Raw genomic sequence first — 19,664 nt, 5'->3', positions numbered from 1 at the left:
CCGGGCGCCGCGGCGCGGACGGGTCCGATCGACCGAAGGGGATGCTGCGCCGCATCCTGGGTTCGCACCCGCTGGGCCTCGCCTTCGCCGCGCCCTATCTGATCTTCATCGGCGTCGTCTTCGCCTACCCGATCGTCTTCGCGGTGTGGATGTCGTTCCACGACTACTTCTTCGCCGCGCCCGGGGCGGTCGTGGACCGACCCTTCGTCGGATTCGACAACTACGTCACGGTCCTCACCGACCCCGACGTCTGGCGCTCGTTCGGCAACGTGGGGATCTTCCTCATCATCAACGTGCCGCTGACCGTGGCGCTGTCGATGCTCCTGGCGACGGCGCTCGATCGCGTCGCCCGCGCGAAGACGTTCTTCCGCGTCGCGTACTACGTGCCCTACGTCACCGCCTCGGTGGCCGTGGTGGCCGTGTGGCTCTTCCTCTTCTCAGGCAACGGCCTGGTCAACAACCTCCTCGGCCCCCTCGCCCCCGAGCCGTCGTGGCTGATCAACTCCGCCCTCGCGATGCCGACGATCGCCCTGTTCGTGACGTGGAAGGGCTTGGGGTTCTACATCCTGCTCTACCTCGCCGCACTGCAGAACGTGCCGAGAGAGCTCTACGAGTCGGTCTCGATGGACGGCGGCGGCCGCATCCGCCAGTTCTTCTCCGTGACGGTGCCGAGCGTGCGGCCCGCCACCCTCCTCGTCGTGCTGCTGGCGACCATCACCGGGGCCAACCTCTTCACCGAGCCCTACCTGCTCACCGGTGGGGGCGGACCCAATGGCGCGTCCACCTCGCCGGTGCTGCTGATCTACCAGCGCGGCATCGAGCAGGGGAACCCCGACATCGCCGCGGCGATCGGCGTCATCCTCATCATCTTCGTGCTGATCATCGCGGCGCTCCAGCGCCGCTTGGTAGGAGGGGAGGACCGATGAGACGCGCACTCGGCAGTTCCGCCGCGATGTACGTCGTGCTGAGCCTCGGCGCGCTGGCGTTCCTCTTCCCCTTCTACTACATGGTGATCGGATCGCTGCAGACCACGGTCGACCCCTCGCCGAGCGGGGCGTTCCCCGCTCCCGGCAACCTCACCCTCGACAACTACGGCGCGATCAACGAACGCATCGATCTGCTGCAGGGCCTGGCGAACTCCGGCATCTTCACCGGCGGGGTCATCCTCGGCACCGTGGTCTTCGGGGTGCTCGCCGGGTACGCCCTGGCCGTGCTGCACTGGCGGGGGCGAAGCGCCACCTTCTCGCTCGTGCTGCTGGTGCAGGTGATCCCATTCCAGCTGCTGATGATCCCGCTCTACGTGATGATCGCGCGCGACTACGGCCTCGCCGACACCTACGCCGGCATGATCCTGCCGTTCTTCATCAACTCCACCGCCGTCATCATCTTCCGGCAGTACTTCCTGCAGCTGCCCAAGGAGCTCTTCGACGCCGCACGGATCGACGGCGCCGGCGAGCTGCGGCTGCTGTGGAACGTGGCGCTGCCGCTCGTGCGGCCGGCGCTACTGACGGTGGTGCTGCTGACCTTCATCGGACCGTGGAACGAGTTCCTCTGGCCCTTCCTCATCACCAAGGAGGCCTCGATGCAGCCCCTCGCCGTGTCGCTGGCGAACTTCCTGTCGAACATCGCCGCGTCCACCGCCAACCCCTTCGGCGCGACCCTCGCGGGCGCCGTCGTCCTGGCGGCGCCGGCCGTGGCGCTGTTCCTCGTCTTCCAGCGCTACTTCACCAGCAACGACCTCGGATCCGGAGTGAAAGGATGACCATGACCACTTCCGTACAGACCGTTCCCTATCGGATGACACGGGTCGGCGTCGTGATGACACCGACCCCCGGCGACCCCCAGGAGGCCGAGGGGGTGCTCAACCCCGGCTCGGGCCGGGGCCCGGACGGGACCCTGTACCTGCTCCCACGGCTCGTCGCCGAGGGCAACGTCTCGCGGGTCGGCCTCGCCCGGGTCGTCATCGACGGCGGGGTGCCGGTCGGCGTCGAACGGGAGGGCGTGGTGCTCGAGCCCGACCGCGGGTGGGAGCGGGGCGCCGACAACGCCGGCGTCGAGGACCCCCGGGTGACCTGGATCGAGACCCTCGGCCTGCACGTCATGACCTACGTCGCGTACGGCCCGCTCGGGCCGCGGACGGCGCTGGCCGTGTCGCCCGACCTCCGCCAGTGGCAGCGCCTGGGTCCGGCCCTCTTCCGGTACGACGAGGCGCTCGATATGGACCTGAACCTCTTCCACAACAAGGACACCGTGTTCTTCCCGGAGCCCGTGACCGCGCCCGACGGCACCCTCGCCCTCGCGGTGCTGCACCGGCCCATGTGGGACCTCGGCGAGACGAAGCTCGGACAGGGCGTGCGGGTGCCGGCCGGGGTCACCGACGAGCGCCAGTCCATCTGGATCAGCTACGTGCCCCTCGACGCGGTGCGCGAAGACATCGCCAACCTCGCGCTGTGGGAGCAGCACCGCTTCGTCGCGGGGCCGGAGTTCCCCTTCGAAGAGGTCAAGATCGGCGGCGGCCCGCCGCCGCTGCGCGTGCCCGAGGGGTGGCTGGTGCTCCATCACGGGGTCACCGGTGTCATCGACAACGCCTTCGCGCAGCAGCAGAAGGTCAACTACGCCGCCGGCGCGCTGCTGCTCGACGCCGACGACCCGAGCCGGGTCATCGCGCGTACCCCCGAGCCGCTGCTTCGGCCCGAGACCGACGACGAGCGCAGCGGCATCGTGCCGAACGTCGTCTTCCCCACGGCGATCGAAGAGATCGACGGGCGCCACTTCGTCTTCTACGGGATGGCCGATTCGAAGATCGGCGTCGCACTGCTCGAACGCACCGACGCCACGACCGACTGAGCTCGACCGACTGAGAAGGAGAAGCACATGAACACGCACGCACGACGGGGTGCGCGCTGGGCCGTCGCCGGCGCCGCCGTGGTGGCGTTGACCGTGGGGCTCGTCAGCCCCGCGGCAGCCTCCGCGCCGGCTCCGGCCGGGGCCGCGCCCGCGGCATCCGTCAACTCCGCTCCGCTGACGAACCTGTCGCACCTGGACTTCCTGCTCGATCAGGCGACCCCGCCGGCGGGCGTCGAAGGCCACACCACCTACCGCCTCGCGGAGGAGCCGACCCTGACCTTGCCCTGGACCTATGCCGACGCCCGGGGCGGCGGCACGTTCGAGCGGGTCGGCGGCGGACCCCTCGACCCCGAGACCGGGTACTGGGGACAGGGGGCATACAACGCCGACGACATCTCGCGAGCCGCGGTGGTCTACCTCCGCCACTTCGCGCAGACGGGTGAGGAGGCGAGCGCCGACAAGGCGTACGAGCTCCTCCGTGGCCTGACTTACATGCAGACCGTGAGCGGCCCGAACGCCGGCAACGTGGTGCTGTGGATGCAGCCCGACGGCGCCCTCAACCCCTCGGCCGAGCCGGTCGAGCTGCCCGACCCGTCGGACTCGGGTGCGAGCTACTGGCTCGCCCGCACCATCTGGGCGCTCGGCGAGGGCTACGCGGCGTTCGCCGACGTCGACCCCGCGTTCGCGGCGTTCCTCGACGAGCGGCTCGACCTCGCCCTCGCGGCGCTCGATCGGCAGGTGCTCTCGCGCTACGGCGAGTGGACCGAATCCGACGGGCTGCGCGTTCCGGCGTGGCTGATCGTCGACGGTGCGGATGCCTCGGCCGAGGCCGTGCTCGGACTCGCGGCGCGCGTGGCCGCCGGCCCAGACGCGCCCGAGGCGCGCGACGCGCTGGCGAAGCTCGCCGAGGGCATCGCGGCGATGTCCGCCGGGGACGAGAAGTCGTGGCCGTACGGCGCGGTGCTCCCGTGGGCGCAGTCGCGCAGCATGTGGCACGCGTGGGCGTCGCAGATGCCCGCGGCGCTCGCCGCGGCATCCGAGGCCCTGGGCGACCCGTCGCTGATCGAGCCGGCCGTCGGCGACGCCGCCGTGTTCACCCCGACGCTCCTGACCGCCGGGGGTGCCGACAACGGCTGGTTCCCGAGCCCCACCGACCGGGTGCAGATCGCCTACGGGGTCGACTCGCGGGTGCAGTCGCTGCTGGCCGTCTCGGATGCCACGGGATCGGCGGGGCTCGAGGGCCTCGCGGGCCTGCAGGCGGCGTGGTACTTCGGCGTGAACCGGGCGGGGGAGCCGATGTACGACCCCGCGACCGGGGTCACCTACGACGGACTGCAGCCCGACGGCTCGATCAACCGCAACAGCGGCGCCGAGAGCGCCATCCACGGCCTGCTGACGATGCTCGCGCTCGACGCCCACCCGGATGTCGCGGCGCGCGCCACCACGCTGACCACCGTCACGGCTCAGGACGGGCTGCGCGTGGTCGAGGCCGAGGACGCCGTCGCCACCGACGGCACGGTCACCACGCCGGAGTCGTGGACGGGGGAGTCGAGCTGGTCGGGCGACGCGCTGACGCTCGCGCCGGGCCAGGAGGCGACCTGGGACGTCGGCGCCGCTGACACCCGCCGCTGGCTCGAGCCGGTCGTCTGGTCAGACCCGGGCGAGTCGTCCCGGTCGACGTGGCGGCCGGGGGGACAGCTCCAGGTGAGCGGCCCCGCGCAGGGCATCTCGCCGAGTCCGGGGGTTCTGCTGCCGTACGCCCTGACCGCGCCGCTGTCGGCGAATCGCGACGAGGTGAGCGTGAAGGCGCTCAGCGGCGAGCTCATGCTCGACGCGATCCTCGTGCGCCCGTGGCTGTCGCGACTCGTCCTCGAGGGCGACGGTGCACGCACCGAGCTCGTGCAGTCGACCGCGACCGGTGTGCAACGGGCGATGCTCGGCGCCGATGGAGTCGACTCGACGATCCGGGTCTTCGACGAGTCCGGCGAGCTCGTGCGCACCACCTCGGTGACGGGCGAGGCGAGCGTGGTCGTGCCGAGCGGCGGGTTCGCGCTGGCCGAGGGCTGAGCCCAGAGGTCCACGGGGGTGGGCGCCGCGAGGCGCTCACCCCCGTGTCCGATTTCCGCCGGAACCTCCCGGCTGCGCGTGACAGGCTGGGGGCATGACGACGCCGGATGCCGTGCACACGACGCCCCGCGAGAGGGGCTTCGCCGAGCGCTACCGCGTCATCCAGTCGCGCGACCGGCGCTTCGACGGGCAGTTCGTCACCGCGGTGCGCTCGACCGGCATCTACTGCCGGCCGAGCTGCCCGGCCCGCACGCCCAAGGAGCAGAACGTCACGTTCTTCGACACCTCGGCCGCCGCGCACGAGGCGGGGTACCGGGCGTGCAAGCGCTGCCTCCCCGAGGCGGCGCCCGGCTCGCCCGCCTGGGATGTCCGCGGCGACCTCGCCGCCCGCGCGATGCGCCTCATCATCGACGGCGTCGTCGACCGCGAAGGGGTGCCCGGCCTCGCGCGGCGCCTGGGCTACTCTCCGCGCCACCTCACCCGGCTCCTCACCGCCGAGCTCGGCGCGGGCCCCCTCGCGCTCGCCCGCGCGCAGCGCGCGCACACCGCCCGCGCGCTCCTCGTGGGCACCGATCTGTCCTCGGCCGACGTCGCCTTCGCCGCGGGGTTCGCGAGCGTCCGTCAGTTCACCGACACGATCGGCGAGGTGTTCGGGATGCCGCCGCGCGACCTCCGCGCCCGGAGGCACCGGCTCGCGGGGGCAGCCCCCGCGCCCGGGACGATCGATCTCGCCCTTCCGGTGCGCGGCCCGATCGACACCGCCGGCCTGTTCGGCTGGATGAGGGCGCACGCGATCCCCGGCGTGGAACGCGGCGACGCGGCATCCTTCGCCCGGGTCGTGCGGCTGCCTGCCGGGCCGGCCTGGTTCGAGGTCCGGGAGGACGCCGGACGCCTGCGTCTGCGCGCCAGACCGGCGTCGCTGCACGACCTCAGCACCCTCATCGCCCGGGTGCGGCGGCTGTTCGACCTCGACGCCGACCCGCTCGCCGTCGACGAGGCCCTCGCGGTGCACCCCGAGCTCCGGGGCGCGGTGGCCGAGATCCCGGGCGTGCGGGTACCCGGTGCGATCGACGCCGACGAGATGCTGCTGCGCGCCATGATCGGGCAGCAGATCAGCGTCGCCGCGGCACGCACGATGCAGGGCCGGCTCGCCGCCGCGCTCGGCACCGAGGTCGAGACCCCCGACGGTCGGATGACGCTGTTCCCCTCCCCGCCGGTGATCGCCGAGCGCGGGCACGAGGTGCTGCGAGGCCCCGCGGCGCGCGTGCGCGCGGTCATCGCCGCGGCGGCGGCACTCGCCGACGGCTCACTGGCGCTCGGCCCAGGCGACGATCGCGCGGAACAGCGCATGCGGCTGCTCGCCCTCCCGGGAGTCGGACCGTGGACGGCCGACTACGTCCGCATGCGTGTACTCGGCGATCCGGACGTGCTGCTGCCGGGCGACGTGGCCGCCCGCACGGGCGCGGCCGCGCTCGGCGTCCCCGCCGACCCGCGGAGCTTCACCGCGTGGGGTGAGCGCACCGCGCCCTGGCGCAGCTACGCGATGGCGCACTTCTGGTACGCCGCGCCGGTGACCCGCGCCTGGAGGGCCGACCTCCCGCCGGCCGACTCCTCGGACGCCCCACCGATCCTCCCCGTCACCCTGCGCCCCACCGATCCTGCATCCGTCACCCCATCGACCCGCCGGAGGACCGCCTCATGAGCACCGCGACCATCCAGACGCTCGACACCCCCGACGGTCCGTTCACGATCCTCGCGCGCGACGGCCTCGTCGAGGCGTCGGGGTGGACGGCCGACCCCACCGCCCTCCTCGCCAGGCTCGCCCCCGCCCACCGCCCCGACGCGATCGCCGAGGGCGACACCGCGGCGGCGGCCGCCGTGACCGCCTACTACGCCGGCGACCCCGCCGCCATCGACGCCGTCCCCGTCCGCCAGCACGGCACCGCACTCCAGCGCGCCGGCTGGGACGCGCTCCGCGCCATCGCGCCGGGGGAGCCGCTCACCTACGCCGCGTTCGCCGCCCGGCTCGGCAACCCGCGGGCCATCCGGGTCGCCGCCTCGATCTGCGCGCGCAATGCGCCCGCGCTCTTCGTCCCCTGCCACCGCGTCCTCCGGTCCGACGGCAGCCTGGGCGGCTTCGCCTGGGGCCTCGAGATCAAGCGGGCGCTGCTCGACCGCGAGAGCCGTTTCGCCCTGGCCGGAACTGGCTCTTGATCACAGCGCGTTCTCAGGTTTATCCTGGAGGGCTGTCGCGACCGCGGCGGCTTCGGATCACCCGCACCCTGGAGGATGCCATGTATCAGGTCGACCACGTCGCGAAGATCGCCGCCGTCCTCCCCACGGCGCGGTAGCTCGCACCCCTTCGGGTCACCTTCCGGCATAATCGCCGCGCTCCGAGCGTTCCGTTCGAGCAGCGCACCCTTCCGCGTCTCGCCTCAAGTGAGCGCTTCTCCGCCACGCCCCATCAAGGATCATGACTTCCTCCGCTCCGCCCGCGTCCTCCGCGAAAGCCCACCCGTCCACGCTGCGCGCGCTCGCGCGGCTGCTGCCGTTCGCGCGGCCCGTCCTCCCGCGTCTCGCGCTGGGGGCGTCCGTCGCGCTCGTCGCCAGCCTCCTCGCCCTGGGCATTCCGCTCGTCCTCGAGGCGATCATCCAGGGCCCCATCAGCTCCGGCGACCTCGGCCTCATCGGCTGGGGCGCCGCCGCGATCCTCGGGCTGGGTCTCGCCGAGGCGGCGATGGTGTACCTGCGTCGCTGGTTCGTGCTCGCCCCGGCCACGATGGTCGAGTACGACCTGCGCCAGACGTTCTACTCGCGCCTGCAGCGCCTCCCGGTCGCGTTCCACGACCGCTGGCAGTCGGGTCAGCTGCTCAGCCGCATGATGCAGGACATCAGCACGCTGCGGCGCTGGATGGCCTTCGGCCTCGTGCTCCTCGTGGTGAACGTCATCACCATCCTCGTCGGCACCGCCCTGCTGTTCCGCTGGCACTGGCTGCTCGGCACCGTGTTCCTCGTGGTGTCCGCACCGCTGTGGTACGCGGGGTACCGCTTCGAGAAGTCCTACGGCACCCTCGCCCGGCAGAGCCAGGACCAGGCGGGCGACCTCGCTACGTCAGTGGAGGAGAGCGTCCACGGCATCCGGGTCCTGAAGGCCTTCGGTCGCGGCAAGCACGCGCTTCAGAAGTTCGCGCGCCAAGCCGAGACCCTTCGCCAGACCGAGCTGCGCAAGGCCCGCGCCGTCGGGTGGATCTGGTTCTGGCTGGTGATCCTCCCCGACGTCGCCTTCGCGCTGTGCCTGGGAACCGGCATCTACCTCGCCGCGACCGGTCAGCTCGAGGTCGACGCGCTCATCGCGTTCTTCGCGATGACCACGGTGCTGCGCTGGCCGATGGAGTCGATCGGGTTCCTGTTCTCGTTCACCCTCGACGCGCGGACGGCGACCGACCGCATCTTCGAGGTGTTCGACGATGAGAACACCATCACCGACCCCGCCCGGCCGGTGCAGCTGGCGCACGTCCGCGGGCAGCTGGCCTTCGAAGACGCGCACTTCCGCTACCAGGATTCCGGCGCGCACGAAGCCGACCTGCTCGACGGCATCGACCTCGTCCTCGAGCCGGGGGAGACCATGGCTCTCGTGGGTCTCACCGGTAGCGGCAAGACCACGCTGACCACCCTGCCCACACGCCTCTACGACGTCACCGGCGGGCGGGTGACGCTGGACGGGACGGATGTCCGCGACCTGACCCTGAAGGACCTTCGGCGTCACATCGGCATGGCCTTCGAGGACGCGACGCTGTTCTCGCAGTCCGTCCGCGAGAACATCCTGCTCGGACGCGAAGACCTCGAGCCGGGTTCGGACGAGGCCGAGCGGATCCTCCACGAGGCACTCGGGGTCGCGCAGGCGTCGTTCGTCTACGACCTTCCCGACGGCGTCGACACGATCATCGGCGAGGAGGGGCTGAGCCTCTCGGGCGGTCAACGCCAGCGTCTCGCGCTCGCGCGGGCGGTGGCGGCGCGCCCGAGCGTCCTGGTTCTGGATGACCCGCTGTCGGCGCTCGACGTCGACACCGAGGCGCTCGTGGAAGACGCGCTCCGCGTCGTGCTGAAAGACACCACCGCCCTCGTGGTGGCCCACCGCCCCTCGACGGTGATGCTCGCCGACCGCGTCGCACTGCTCGAGGCCGGGCGCATCACCGCCGTCGGCCGGCACTCGGATCTGCTGCGCCAGAGCGAGCACTACCGCCACGTCATCTCCAGTCTCGAGCTCGCCGAGCGCGAGGCGCGGAATCCGACCGGTGTGCTGAAGACCATCCGAGACGACGATCAATCCATCGATGCCCGCGAGAGGGAGGTGACCCGATGACCACCGCCACCGTCACCGGTACGAGCGGCGAGGACCGCTCCGACTACACCCGGGAAGAGAGCCGCTCCATCCGTCGCCGGTCGCTGCGCCTCCTCGGGTCGTTGATCGCGCCCGTGCGCTGGCAGCTCGTGCTCGCCGCCGCCGTGCTCGTCGTCTCCACCGCGCTGCGCGTCGCCGGTCCCGCTCTGATCGGGTTCGGCATCAACAACGCCCTGCCCGCGGTCGTGGAGCAGAACGACTGGATGCCCGCCATCGTCGTCGTCGGCCTCTACCTCGTCAGCGGCATCGGCGGGGCGGCCCTCATCGGCTGGTACGTCCTCGTGGCCGCACGCCTCACCCAGGCGGTCATGCTCGACCTCCGCAAGCGCATCTTCCTGCACACGCAGAAGCTGAGCTTGGAGTTCCATGAGTCGTACACGTCGGGGCGCATCATCTCGCGTCAGACGAGCGACCTCGACACCATCCGCGAACTCCTCGACGGCGGGCTTAACGAGCTCGTCTCGGGGATCCTCTTCGGGCTGTTCACCCTCATTGCGCTGCTGCTGGTCGACTGGCAGTCCGGCGTCATCCTCATCGTCATGGGGATTCCGCTGTTCCTCCTCATGCGCTGGTTCTACAAGCGCTCGCAGCTGGTCTACCGCCAGTCGCGCACCGTGAGCGCGTCGGTGATCGTGAAGTTCGTCGAGTCGATGACCGGGATCCGCGCCGTCAAGGCCTTCCGCCGCGAGGAGCGCAACGACGAGGAGTTCGGCGAGCTGGCGCTCAGCTACCGCGACGTCAACATCCGCTCCATCCGTCTGTTCGGCACCTTCGAGCCGGGCCTCATGGCGGTGGCCTCGGTCGCCATCGCGATGGTTGTGCTCTGGGGCGGCATACGGGTGTCGACCGGGGCGCTGGGGCTCGGCTTCCTGCTGTCGGCGGTGCTGTACGTGCGGAACTTCTTCTCGCCGCTGCAGGAGGTGGCGTTCTTCCTCAACTCCTACCAGTCCGCCGTCGCGGCGCTGGAGAAGGTCTCGGGCGTGCTGGAGGAGGAGCCGACGGTCCCCGACCCGAAGCGACCCGTCGACCTGTGGCAGGCGCGCGGACACGTGCGGTTCGATGGGGTCACCTTCGGATACGGAGATGACCGGGTCATCCTGCCCGACTTCTCGCTGGACATCCCCGCGGGGCAGACGGTCGCCCTCGTCGGCACGACCGGGGCGGGGAAGTCCACCCTGGCGAAGCTGGTGTCGCGGTTCTACGACCCGACGATCGGAACGGTCTCGCTGGACGGGGTGGACCTGCGGAACCTCCACCCGAAAGACCTGCGACGCGCGATCGTGATGGTCACGCAGGAGGCCTATCTGTTCAGCGGCACCGTCGCGGACAACATCGCCCTCGGCAAGCCCGACGCCACCATGGAGCAGATCCGCGCCGCGGCGCGGGCGGTCGGTGCCGACGCGTTCATCCAGCGGCTTCCCGACGGGTACGACACCGACGTGAACAAGCGCGGCGGCCGGGTCTCGGCCGGGCAGCGTCAGCTGATCTCGTTCGCCCGCGCCTTCCTCGCCGACCCCGCGGTGCTGATCCTCGACGAGGCGACGGCGTCGCTCGACATCCCGAGCGAGCGGGCGATCCAGGAGGCGCTGCAGACCCTCCTCGCCGACCGGACGGCGATCATCATCGCCCACCGGCTCTCGACCGTCGCGATCGCCGACCGCGTGCTCGTGATGGAGCACGGCCGCATCATCGAGGACGACACCCCCGACGAGCTGATCAGCGGTGACGGCAAGTTCGCCCAGCTGCACCGGGCGTGGCGGGAGTCCCTGGTCTGACGCGCGCCGGTCGGATCGAACCGGGAGCCTCCGCAGTTGTCGGAGATTCGGGCCGTCGTCGGAGCCCGAGGTCTTTGGACTCCGACAACGCGCGGATTGCCCGACAAGTGAACGTCATCAACGATGCAGCCCCGCGGCGATCGCGCGCGACAGTGCGCGCTCGACGCTCGCCCAGTCGTGGATGACCTGCGCGTAGGTGAAGCGCAGCACGGTGTAACCACGCACGATCAGCTCTGCGTCGAGGGCGACGTCGCGCCCGCGCTGCGCAGCTGTCGAGTGGTAGGAGAACCCGTCGATCTGGATCACCAGTCGCCTTCCGACGAGCAGATCGACGCGGTGGCCAGCGACCACGGCCTGCTGGACGAAGGGCACCCCCCACGCTGTCAGCCGCACCGCGAAGAATGTCTCGAGGCCCGAGTCGGAGAGTCCGCGAACCTCGTCCGCGAGGCGGGTCGCCTCGACCCGCCGCCAAGGAATGAGGCGGAGAGCGTCGATCGCGAGGTTCTCCGTGCGGATGGCGGACTCCCACACCACCAATGCCGAGGCGTGTCCGAGACACGACGCGACATCGCGCAGGGTGTCCTCGACCGACGCCAACAACTTCCCGCGCGCAGGCGTGAGTGGCGCGGACCAGTGCGCTACCGCGTCCTCACGCGGCGGCCGTCCGTGAGGCTTCAGCTGAAGGTGGACGCGTCGGTCGACATCAGGTGGCAGCCACCACCCGTAGCGCCGGGCCGCCGATACACAGGTCAAGACGCCGGTGCTCCGCGCCGCGGCGAGCAGGTCGCCCGCACACGACGGGGTCACGAGCCAGTGCCGACGGACCCTCCGGATGATCCCCATCCGCACCGCTTCCCGCTGAACCGTCAGCGCGAAGCCGGCGTCGGCCACGGCGTCTCGGTGAGCGATGCCCTCGCGCTCATCCATCCAGCCTCGCAATCGTCCGCAGCGCTCCACGGAGCGAGGGCTGAACGCGGTCGGATGCGAGGGGGCAGTCTGCGTCATCCGGCCAGTGTGTGCGTTGTGGCGGAGGAAGTCCGGTCGCGACGTCAAAGTCGTGGACAGCAGGGGCCACACCCGTGGTGGGGAGGAGAGGACGGTCGTCGGCGAAACCCGGTGAAATCGGATGCTGCGGGATGGTGTATCCGACAATCGACCCAATCTCCGACAAACCAGGGGTGTGGACGCGCAAAGGCCAGGAGCGCGACGCGACGCGCCCGCGGCGCGACGGGGGCCTAGAGTGCGGCGCGACGGGGCTAGAGTGCGGCGCGACGAGACGGGAGCGAGGCCCGGCTACAGGGCGACCTCGGCGATGACCTCGCCGTACTCGGTCTCGCCGACGGGTGAGAAGCCGACGCGCTGGAAGAACGCCTCGGGACCGCCCTCGCCGGCCTCGTAGATCACGTTGACCGACCGCATGCCGCGCGAGCGCGCCTCGTCGAGCAGGCGCTCGACGGCGAACCGGCCGATACCGCGCCCCTGGTCGTCGGCGTCGACGTTGATGCGCCAGAGCACCGAGCGGAAGTACTCCTGGGGGAAGTCGGGATCGAAGTTGGCGCTGACGAAGCCGACCACCTCGTCTCCGTCGAGCACGACCCGCTGCCACGAGGTCTGCGGGTTCACCACGGTGGCGGCGATGCCGTAGCTCACCGGTGAGAGAAACTCCTCCTGGCCGGGCTTCAGCGACATGTTGTTGACCGCGACGATCGTGGACGCGGACAGTTCCTCGAGGCGAAGTTCGGCCATACCCGACAGGCTAGCGAGAAAGCCTCCGCCTCGCGCGCCCGCGACGCCCGGTGACGCGGCTGCAGGCCCACCCAAGTATCTCGACGTCAAGATACTTCGGCGCCGTGGGATAGGCTGGGAAGCGACACGAACGAGAGCCTAACGAGGGACTGACGTGACGGAATCCACCATCATCTACACCTACACCGACGAGGCGCCGGCGCTGGCGACGGCCTCCTTCCTGCCCATGGTGCAGGCGGTGACCCGGACCGCAGGTGTGGACATCGAGACCCGCGACATCTCGCTGGGTGGCCGCATCCTGGCCGCCTTCCCGCAGAACCTCACCCCCGAGCAGCAGGTCGGCGATGCCCTCGCCGAGCTCGGCGGCCTCGCGACGCTTCCCGAGGCCAACATCATCAAACTCCCCAACATCTCCGCGTCGATCCCGCAGCTCAAGGCCGCGATCGCCGAGCTGCAGAGCCAGGGCTACGACATCCCCGCCTACCCCGACGAGCCGAGCACGGTCGAGGAGAAGGACATCCGCGCCCGCTACGACCGCATCAAGGGCTCCGCGGTCAACCCGGTTCTCCGCGAGGGCAACAGCGACCGTCGCGCGCCGCTGTCGGTGAAGAGCTACGCCCGCAAGCACCCGCACCGCAACAAGCCGTTCGCCGAGGGGTCGAAGACCCGGGTCGCCACCATGGGGCACGACGACTTCCGCTCGAACGAGCAGTCGGTGCTCATCCCGGCTGACGACGTGCTGACCATCCGCCACGTCGCCGCCGACGGCACCGAGACGGTGCTGAAGGACGGCATCAAGGTGCTCCCCGGCGAGATCGTGGATGCCACGTTCCTCTCGGCGAAGGCCCTGGACGCGTTCCTGGCCGAGACGATGGAGACCGCCCGGGCCGACGACGTGCTCTACTCGGTGCACCTCAAGGCCACGATGATGAAGGTCAGCGACCCGATCATCTTCGGCCACGTGGTGAAGGCCTTCCTCCCCGAGGTCTTCGCTCGCCACGGCGCGGCCCTGGCCGCGGCCGGCCTCACCCCGAACGACGGACTCGGCGCGATCCTCGCCGGTCTGTCGAAGATCGAGGGGGGCGACGAGATCGCCACCGCGATCCGCACCGACCTCGACGGCGGGCCCCGCCTGTCGTACGTCAACTCCGACAAGGGAATCACGAACCTGCACGTGCCCTCCGACGTGATCGTCGACGCGTCGATGCCCGCGCTCATCCGCAACGGCGGCAAGCTCTGGGGCGCCGACGGGGGCGAGGACGACACGCTCGCCGTCATCCCCGATTCGTCCTACGCGAGCGTCTACCAGACGGTCATCGAGGACGTCATCGCCCACGGACCCCTCGACCCCGCGACGATCGGCACCGTGCCCAACGTCGGGCTCATGGCCCAGGCCGCGGAGGAGTACGGCAGCCACGACAAGACCTTCGAGATCGCGGCGGCGGGAACGGTGCAGGTCGTCAGCTCCTCCGGCGACGTGCTCATCGAGCACGAGGTGCAGCCCGGCGACATCTGGCGGGCGATGCAGACCAAGGATGTCGCCATCCGCGACTGGGTAAAGCTCGCCGTCACCCGCGCCCGCGTCACCGGTGCCCCGGCGGTCTTCTGGCTGGACCGGACCCGTGCCCACGACGCCACCCTCGTCGAGAAGGTGAACACCTACCTCGCCGACCACGACACCGAGGGCCTCACGATCGAGATCCTCGCCCCCGCCGAGGCGACGCAGTACTCGCTCGACCGCCTGCGTCGCGGTGAGGACACCATCTCGGTCACCGGCAACGTGCTGCGCGACTACCTCACCGACCTCTTCCCCATCCTCGAGGTCGGCACGAGCGCCAAGATGCTCTCGATCGTGCCGCTTCTCGCGGGCGGCGGCCTGTTCGAGACCGGCGCCGGCGGCTCGGCACCCAAGCACGTGCAGCAGCTCGTCGCCGAGAACTACCTCCGCTGGGACTCGCTGGGCGAGTTCTTCGCCCTTGCGGCATCGCTCGAGCACCTCGCCGACATCACCGGCAACGTCAAGGCGCAGGTCCTGGCGGATACGTTGGATGCCGCGACGGGCACGTTCCTCGAGAACGACAAGTCGCCGGGCCGCGCCCTCGGCACCATCGACAACCGGGGGAGCCACTACTACCTGGCCCTGTACTGGGCGCAGGAGCTCGCCGGCCAGAGTGCCGACCCCGAGCTCGCCGCCGCGTTCGCCCCGATCGCCGAGGCGCTCGCCGAGAACGAGCAGCAGATCCTCGAAGAGCTCATCGCCGTCCAAGGGTCGCCCGCCGAGATCGGCGGCTACTACCGTCCCGACCCCGAGCGGGTCGCGCAGGTGATGCGCCCGTCGGCGACGCTCAACGCCATCATCGACGGCATCGCCTGAGGCCCGATCCGCCCCGTGCGACGAGGGCGGGCAGCCTACAGTCGCTCGCGCAGGAACGCCGCCTGCACGAGCCACTGGTAGGACTGCCCGCCCTCGTGCTCGTTGAACGGGTACACCTCGATGGCCTTGTCGGCCACCGGGACGCGGTTGTAGGCGGCGAACACCGTCGACGGCGGGCAGATCATGTCGTGGAGGGCTGCCGAGAACAGCGCGGGGGCCGAGATGCGCGCGGCGAAGTTCACACCGTCGACGTACGACAGGGTGCGGAAGACGCGCTCCTCGGCGCCGCGATGCACCCGCAGGTAGCGCACGATCTCGTGGTAGGGATCGGCATCGGTGAGGCCCACGGCGCGCTCGAAGTGGCAGAGGAAGGGGACGTCGGGCATCACGGCCCGAAGGCCCTCGACGAGCCCGGCGACCGCGATCGCGATCCCGCCGCCCTGGCTGCCGCCGGTGACGGCGACGCGGTCCGGGTCGACCTGGGGGAGCCCGCGCACCGCGTCGACGGCGCGGACGCCGTCGGTGAACAGCCGCCGATAGTAGTAGGTGGCGGGGTCGTCGATACCGCGGGTCATGAAGCCGGATGCCGCGGGACCCGACCCGTGCGGGTCGGATGTCTCTCCGCCCGAGCCCCAGCCGCTTCCCTGCCCGCGCGTGTCCATGAACAGGTGGGCGTACCCCGCGTTCGCCCAGGACAGTCGCTCGTGGGGGAGGCCTCGGCCGCCCCCGTAGCCGTTGAACTCCACGACGGCGGGAAGCGGACCGTCCGCGCCCCGCGGAACCCACAACCACGCCTTCACGGGGTCGCCGGCGAAACCGGGGAAGGTCACGTCGTACGTGTCCACGAGGGTGAGCGGCGTGGCGACGGGGATGACGACCACCTCGCCGCCCGCGGCACGGGCGGCGCCGATCGTCCCCGTCCAGAAGTCGTCGAAGTCGGCCGGTTCGGCAACGTCCGGGTGGTAGGTCGACAGGTCGGCGGGGCTCAGGTCGAAGCGGGGCACCGGGTCAGCGTAGCGCCCTCCCGGTGCCGCGCGTCGCGCCTCAGGAGTAGACGCTGACCTCGGTGCCCGTGGCGGTCCACTCGTAGATGAAGCGTGCCGCGTCATCCCACATGTTCACGCAGCCGTGGCTCTGCGGGTACCCGAGCGAGGAGCGGAAGTTCGACGCCCCGTGGAAGGCGATGTCGGGCGCGAACCAGGTGATGTAGGGCACGTCCTCGGTGCAGTAGCTGTTGACCGCGTTCGGGTTGTAGCAGAGCGCGCCCATGTCCTGCACCCGCGTGTATGCGAAGACGGTGAAGTTGCCCGTCGGGGTGGGGGTGGCGGCCGTTCCCGACGAGATCGTGAACGACTCCACCATCGTGCCGTTCTCGAACAGGTAGGCCTGCTGCGCGCTGAGATCGACCTCGACCGACCGGGCGAGCGCGACCGTGGTGAAGGGGGTCTCTGCCACCGCGAGCTCGATGACGCCGTCGCCGGCCGCGAGCTGCGTGGCCGCGTCCGCGGCGAGGCCGTCGGTGCCCTCGAGGGCGCGACCGTTCACGCCGGTGACGTCTTCGCGCAGGACGGTGCCCGCCTTGTTCGTGATGACGGTGGCGTTGACCGCCTCGCGGTTCACCAGGCCCGGGAGCGTGTCGATGACCGACTGGATGCCCGCCTGGTCGACCTCGACCGAGATCGTGCCGCGGTCGCCGTCACCGAGCGTGATCCAGGAGGCCACGACCGCGCGGTCGAGCGGCACGGTCCGCTCCTCGCCGATGTAGAACCCGGCGGTGTCGAGCATCGCGTTCAGGCGCGAGGCGGTCGCCTCGGCGATCGTCGTTGTGGTCTCGGCGTCGACGGCGGCGAGCGTCGGCTCGACCTCGATGCGCTGCTGTCCCGCGAGGAAGGCGTCCTGCAGGCTCTGGCGCACCGCCTCGGCGTCGATGCCTTCGCCAGGGACCGCGGGCGTGACCTGGTAGCTCGCAGAGGCGGCGTCGAAGGCGACGGTCGCGTCGGCGGGTGCGACCGAGAGGTCGGGGGCCGCAGCCAGCAGCGCGTCGGCGGCCAGGACCGGGTCGATCTGCACCTCGGCGTCCATCGGGGAGGGGAACCATCCGGTGGGATTCCACATCGGGTGCTCGGCGAAAGCGGTCTCGGCGAGGGCCTGCGCATCGACGGTGGCACCCAGGTCCGCGCCGGTCAGCTCGGCGTCGCCGCCGGGGCCGGTGAGGACGACCGTCGTCTCGGCGAGACGGGTCTCGATGGCGGCGGCGGCGGCGCCGGGGGTCAGGAACCCGACGGGGACACCGGCGACAGCCGTGCCCGGGGCGATGAGGAAGACGGATGCCGCGACCATGCCGATCGCCGCAGCGGCCGCCGTCACGCCGATCCACAGGCCCCAGCGACGCTTCTTGGGAGCCGGTTCGACCGGAGCCCAGGCGTAGACCGGCGCGTCGCCGGCGGGAACGTCCGAGGCCGGCGTGGCCGTGGCAGCGGCTGCCGGGAGCTGCGCCGAATCGTCGGCCGTCGGCTGCGAGTCCGCGGGCCCGTCGGCGTTCGGCCGGGTCACAAGGTCAGTCACGCGGTCCCCCCGACTGCGTCAGTGTCGTCGTTACATGCTAAGGGACGCCGCGGCCGGCCAGGGCAACGGTCTTATCACGACCCGGGAGCCGAGGAGCTCAGGGCGCGCAGAGCTCCTGGAACTTCGTCACCGTCACCTGGAACGATTCGCCGATCTCGGCGGCATCGCCGATCTGCGAGACGTCCCCGCCGGCCACGGCGTCCATCACCTCGGCCGTCTGGGTGAACATGTCCTGCAGCTCCGGCAGCAGGGCCGCGATCTCGTCGTTAGTCACCTGCGAGGCCGCGGACGCGAGGCTGTCTGCGGCGGCACGCGCCGCCTCGGCGACGGCGCCCGGATCGTCGGCGGACGCCTCCTGGAACTCGGTGGTCGCCTCGGTGATGCTGTCCGAGATCAGCAGGCACGCGTCCTCGGTGGTCTGCCCGCCGTCGCCCGAGGCGTCCGACGAGCCTTCGTCGGAGCTGCCCTGGGAGGCGGCGGTGTCCTCCGCGGGAGCGGCGGTGGGCAGTCCGGTGCACCCGGCAAGGCCCAGCACGGCGAGCAGGCTCAGGGTGCCGATGGCGGCTTTCGATCGCATCGCGACCTCCTTCGTCGCCCTCCACCCTAGGTCAGTCGGTTCATCACGAATTCGTAAAGACTCCGAGCAAATGCGGCGCGAGGGTTGCGGTCGACTTAGTTCGTAAGGTGTACTAACAAACATGCCCCCGGTCGACATCTCCCGTCCTCCCCTCGGCGACGCGTCCTCTCCGACGCAGAGCCTGCCGCTGCGCGGGCGCCGCCAGACTGCGAAGGTGCTGCCCGAGCAGGCGCGTCAACACAACCGGTCGCTCGTGCTGCAGACGCTCTTCCACGGGGGCGCGATGAGTCGGGCCGATCTCGCCCGAGAGACCCGGCTGACGCGTGTGACCATCTCCGACCTGGTGTCCGAGCTCATCGCGGACGGGCTCTTGGCCGAATTCGGCACCCGAGAGGCTGCGGGGCCCGGAAAGCCCGCGATCCTCGTCGATCTCGACCGCGCGGGCCATCGCATCGTCGGGCTCGACCTCTCCGGCAGCGAGACCTTCCTCGGTGCCGTGCTCACCCTCGACGGCGAGATCGTCGCGCGGCACGAAGTGCCCGTTCCCCCCGCGGTATCCGAGGTCGTCGACACCGCGGTCGCCCTGGCGCGGGCGCTCGTCGCCGACGCCCACGCACCGGTCCTGGGTGTCGGCGTCGGAACCCCGGGAGTCGTGGACGAGCACGGGGTGATCCTCGCCGCGCCGAACTTCGGCTGGGTGGGGTTCGACCTCGAGCGCGCTCTCACCGACGCGCTCGGACTGCCGGTGCTGGTCGCCAACGACGCCAACGCCGCAGTCCTCGCCGAGTACACCCTCGGCGGCGCCGCGGACGATGTGATGCTCGTCAAGGTCGGTCGCGGTGTCGGTGCCGGTCTCCTCACCGGTGGCACGCCCCTACGGGGATCCCGCTTCGCGGCAGGCGAGATCGGCCACGTCACCGTCGGCACCGACGGGGGCCCGCCGTGCGCGTGCGGGAAGATCGGCTGCCTCGAAGCCTGGCTGTCGGTTCCCGCGCTCTCGGCGCGTCTCGCGGCGGCCTCCGATGACGATGCCCGCGCGGGCGTGCTCCGCGACGCGGGGGAGCGGCTCGGCATCGCGCTCGCCCCGGTCGTGGCCACCCTCGATCTGTCCGAGGTCGTCCTCTCGGGCCCCCCGGAACTTCTCGACGGGACCCTGGCCTCGGCCACCCTCGACACGCTTCGCGCGCGCACCCTCGCTCCCTTCCACGAGGGGGTGCGCATCCGGATGACCGCGCACGGGCAGGACATCGTGCTGCGCGGTGCCGCGGTCATGGTGCTCTCCGGCCAGCTCGGGGTCTCCTGATGCTCACT

15 protein-coding genes are annotated in these 19,664 nt (G+C 71.0%); 10 read left to right on the top strand and 5 right to left on the bottom strand.

The genetic code is table 11. The features are described from left to right. Positions 1–41: 41 nt before the first annotated feature. The 8 genes from T9R20_RS12950 to T9R20_RS12915 all read left to right on the top strand — a co-directional run bounded on the left by T9R20_RS12950 (position 42) and on the right by T9R20_RS12915 (position 11,091). Positions 42–926 carry a sugar ABC transporter permease gene (locus T9R20_RS12950; RefSeq protein ID WP_322412180.1) on the top strand — a complete coding sequence of 295 codons (885 nt, stop codon included), beginning with the start codon at positions 42–44 and terminating at the stop codon, positions 924–926. Beyond that, complete coding sequence (locus T9R20_RS12945) at positions 923–1,762, top strand: carbohydrate ABC transporter permease (protein ID WP_322409719.1); 840 nt, start codon at positions 923–925, stop codon at positions 1,760–1,762. Before T9R20_RS12950 ends, T9R20_RS12945 begins: the two co-directional genes overlap by 4 nt. A 2-nt stretch (positions 1,763–1,764) precedes the next feature. Further along, on the top strand, positions 1,765–2,847 hold the full coding sequence (locus T9R20_RS12940; RefSeq protein WP_416182911.1) for a glycosidase: 1,083 nt from the start codon (positions 1,765–1,767) through the stop codon (positions 2,845–2,847). A gap of 27 nt (positions 2,848–2,874) precedes the next feature. Next, a complete protein-coding gene (locus T9R20_RS12935) occupies positions 2,875–4,914 on the top strand; it encodes a hypothetical protein (RefSeq protein ID WP_322409717.1) in 2,040 nt (679 codons plus the stop codon). Positions 4,915–5,008: 94 nt separating this feature from the next. Continuing rightward, positions 5,009–6,616 carry a DNA-3-methyladenine glycosylase 2 family protein gene (locus tag T9R20_RS12930; RefSeq protein ID WP_322409716.1) on the top strand — a complete coding sequence of 536 codons (1,608 nt, stop codon included), beginning with the start codon at positions 5,009–5,011 and terminating at the stop codon, positions 6,614–6,616. Continuing rightward, a complete protein-coding gene (locus tag T9R20_RS12925) occupies positions 6,613–7,128 on the top strand; it encodes a methylated-DNA--[protein]-cysteine S-methyltransferase (RefSeq protein ID WP_322409715.1) in 516 nt (171 codons plus the stop codon). The genes T9R20_RS12930 and T9R20_RS12925 overlap by 4 nt, the downstream gene beginning before the upstream one ends. Positions 7,129–7,387: 259 nt before the next feature. Continuing rightward, complete coding sequence (locus tag T9R20_RS12920) at positions 7,388–9,277, top strand: ABC transporter ATP-binding protein (RefSeq protein ID WP_322409714.1); 1,890 nt, start codon at positions 7,388–7,390, stop codon at positions 9,275–9,277. Continuing rightward, positions 9,274–11,091 carry an ABC transporter ATP-binding protein gene (locus T9R20_RS12915; protein ID WP_322409713.1) on the top strand — a complete coding sequence of 606 codons (1,818 nt, stop codon included), beginning with the start codon at positions 9,274–9,276 and terminating at the stop codon, positions 11,089–11,091. Before T9R20_RS12920 ends, T9R20_RS12915 begins: the two co-directional genes overlap by 4 nt. Before the next feature lie 117 nt (positions 11,092–11,208). On the opposite strand, the gene T9R20_RS12910 is transcribed toward T9R20_RS12915, so the two are convergent. Together T9R20_RS12910 and T9R20_RS12905 are read right to left on the bottom strand one after the other, a co-directional pair. Beyond that, positions 11,209–12,096 (bottom strand): endonuclease domain-containing protein, encoded by an 888-nt coding sequence (locus T9R20_RS12910; protein WP_322409712.1) that lies wholly within the window; start codon positions 12,094–12,096, stop codon positions 11,209–11,211. A gap of 288 nt (positions 12,097–12,384) precedes the next feature. Further along, positions 12,385–12,837: a GNAT family N-acetyltransferase gene (locus T9R20_RS12905; protein WP_322409711.1), complete on the bottom strand. Its 453-nt coding sequence runs from the start codon at positions 12,835–12,837 to the stop codon at positions 12,385–12,387. Between the two features lie 154 nt (positions 12,838–12,991). On the opposite strand from T9R20_RS12905, the gene T9R20_RS12900 reads away from it, so the two are divergent. Further along, positions 12,992–15,211, top strand: a complete 2,220-nt coding sequence (locus tag T9R20_RS12900; protein ID WP_322409710.1) for an NADP-dependent isocitrate dehydrogenase — start codon at positions 12,992–12,994, stop codon at positions 15,209–15,211. A gap of 35 nt (positions 15,212–15,246) precedes the next feature. On the opposite strand, the gene T9R20_RS12895 is transcribed toward T9R20_RS12900, so the two are convergent. From T9R20_RS12895 to T9R20_RS12885, 3 genes are all read right to left on the bottom strand, one after another. Beyond that, complete coding sequence (locus T9R20_RS12895) at positions 15,247–16,215, bottom strand: acetylxylan esterase (protein ID WP_322409709.1); 969 nt, start codon at positions 16,213–16,215, stop codon at positions 15,247–15,249. A 40-nt stretch (positions 16,216–16,255) separates the two neighbouring features. Further along, complete coding sequence (locus tag T9R20_RS12890; RefSeq protein ID WP_322409708.1) at positions 16,256–17,776, bottom strand: L,D-transpeptidase; 1,521 nt, start codon at positions 17,774–17,776, stop codon at positions 16,256–16,258. Between the two features lie 97 nt (positions 17,777–17,873). After that, positions 17,874–18,353, bottom strand: a complete 480-nt coding sequence (locus T9R20_RS12885) for a hypothetical protein (protein WP_322409707.1) — start codon at positions 18,351–18,353, stop codon at positions 17,874–17,876. A gap of 121 nt (positions 18,354–18,474) precedes the next feature. Between T9R20_RS12885 and T9R20_RS12880 the strand changes: the two genes are divergently transcribed. After that, complete coding sequence (locus T9R20_RS12880) at positions 18,475–19,656, top strand: ROK family transcriptional regulator (RefSeq protein WP_322409706.1); 1,182 nt, start codon at positions 18,475–18,477, stop codon at positions 19,654–19,656. Positions 19,657–19,664 lie beyond the last annotated feature (8 nt).

This window comes from Microbacterium invictum (assembly GCF_034421375.1).
Lineage (GTDB): Bacteria > Actinomycetota > Actinomycetes > Actinomycetales > Microbacteriaceae > Microbacterium > Microbacterium invictum_A.
Note: the sequence above shows the minus strand (reverse complement) of the source record. Positions and strands in the feature narration are given on the sequence as shown.

Excerpts from the sequence above, each read along its gene's own strand:
- T9R20_RS12950 (WP_322412180.1), top strand. The coding sequence starts at position 42 with ATGCTGCGCCGCATCCTGGGTTCGCACCCGCTGGGCCTCGCCTTCGCC.
- T9R20_RS12945 (WP_322409719.1), top strand. The coding sequence starts at position 923 with ATGAGACGCGCACTCGGCAGTTCCGCCGCGATGTACGTCGTGCTGAGC.
- T9R20_RS12940 (WP_416182911.1), top strand. The coding sequence starts at position 1,765 with ATGACCACTTCCGTACAGACCGTTCCCTATCGGATGACACGGGTCGGC.
- T9R20_RS12935 (WP_322409717.1), top strand. The coding sequence starts at position 2,875 with ATGAACACGCACGCACGACGGGGTGCGCGCTGGGCCGTCGCCGGCGCC.
- T9R20_RS12930 (WP_322409716.1), top strand. The coding sequence starts at position 5,009 with ATGACGACGCCGGATGCCGTGCACACGACGCCCCGCGAGAGGGGCTTC.
- T9R20_RS12925 (WP_322409715.1), top strand. The coding sequence starts at position 6,613 with ATGAGCACCGCGACCATCCAGACGCTCGACACCCCCGACGGTCCGTTC.
- T9R20_RS12920 (WP_322409714.1), top strand. The coding sequence starts at position 7,388 with ATGACTTCCTCCGCTCCGCCCGCGTCCTCCGCGAAAGCCCACCCGTCC.
- T9R20_RS12915 (WP_322409713.1), top strand. The coding sequence starts at position 9,274 with ATGACCACCGCCACCGTCACCGGTACGAGCGGCGAGGACCGCTCCGAC.
- T9R20_RS12910 (WP_322409712.1), bottom strand. The coding sequence starts at position 12,096 with ATGACGCAGACTGCCCCCTCGCATCCGACCGCGTTCAGCCCTCGCTCC.
- T9R20_RS12905 (WP_322409711.1), bottom strand. The coding sequence starts at position 12,837 with ATGGCCGAACTTCGCCTCGAGGAACTGTCCGCGTCCACGATCGTCGCG.
- T9R20_RS12885 (WP_322409707.1), bottom strand. The coding sequence starts at position 18,353 with ATGCGATCGAAAGCCGCCATCGGCACCCTGAGCCTGCTCGCCGTGCTG.
- T9R20_RS12880 (WP_322409706.1), top strand. The coding sequence starts at position 18,475 with ATGCCCCCGGTCGACATCTCCCGTCCTCCCCTCGGCGACGCGTCCTCT.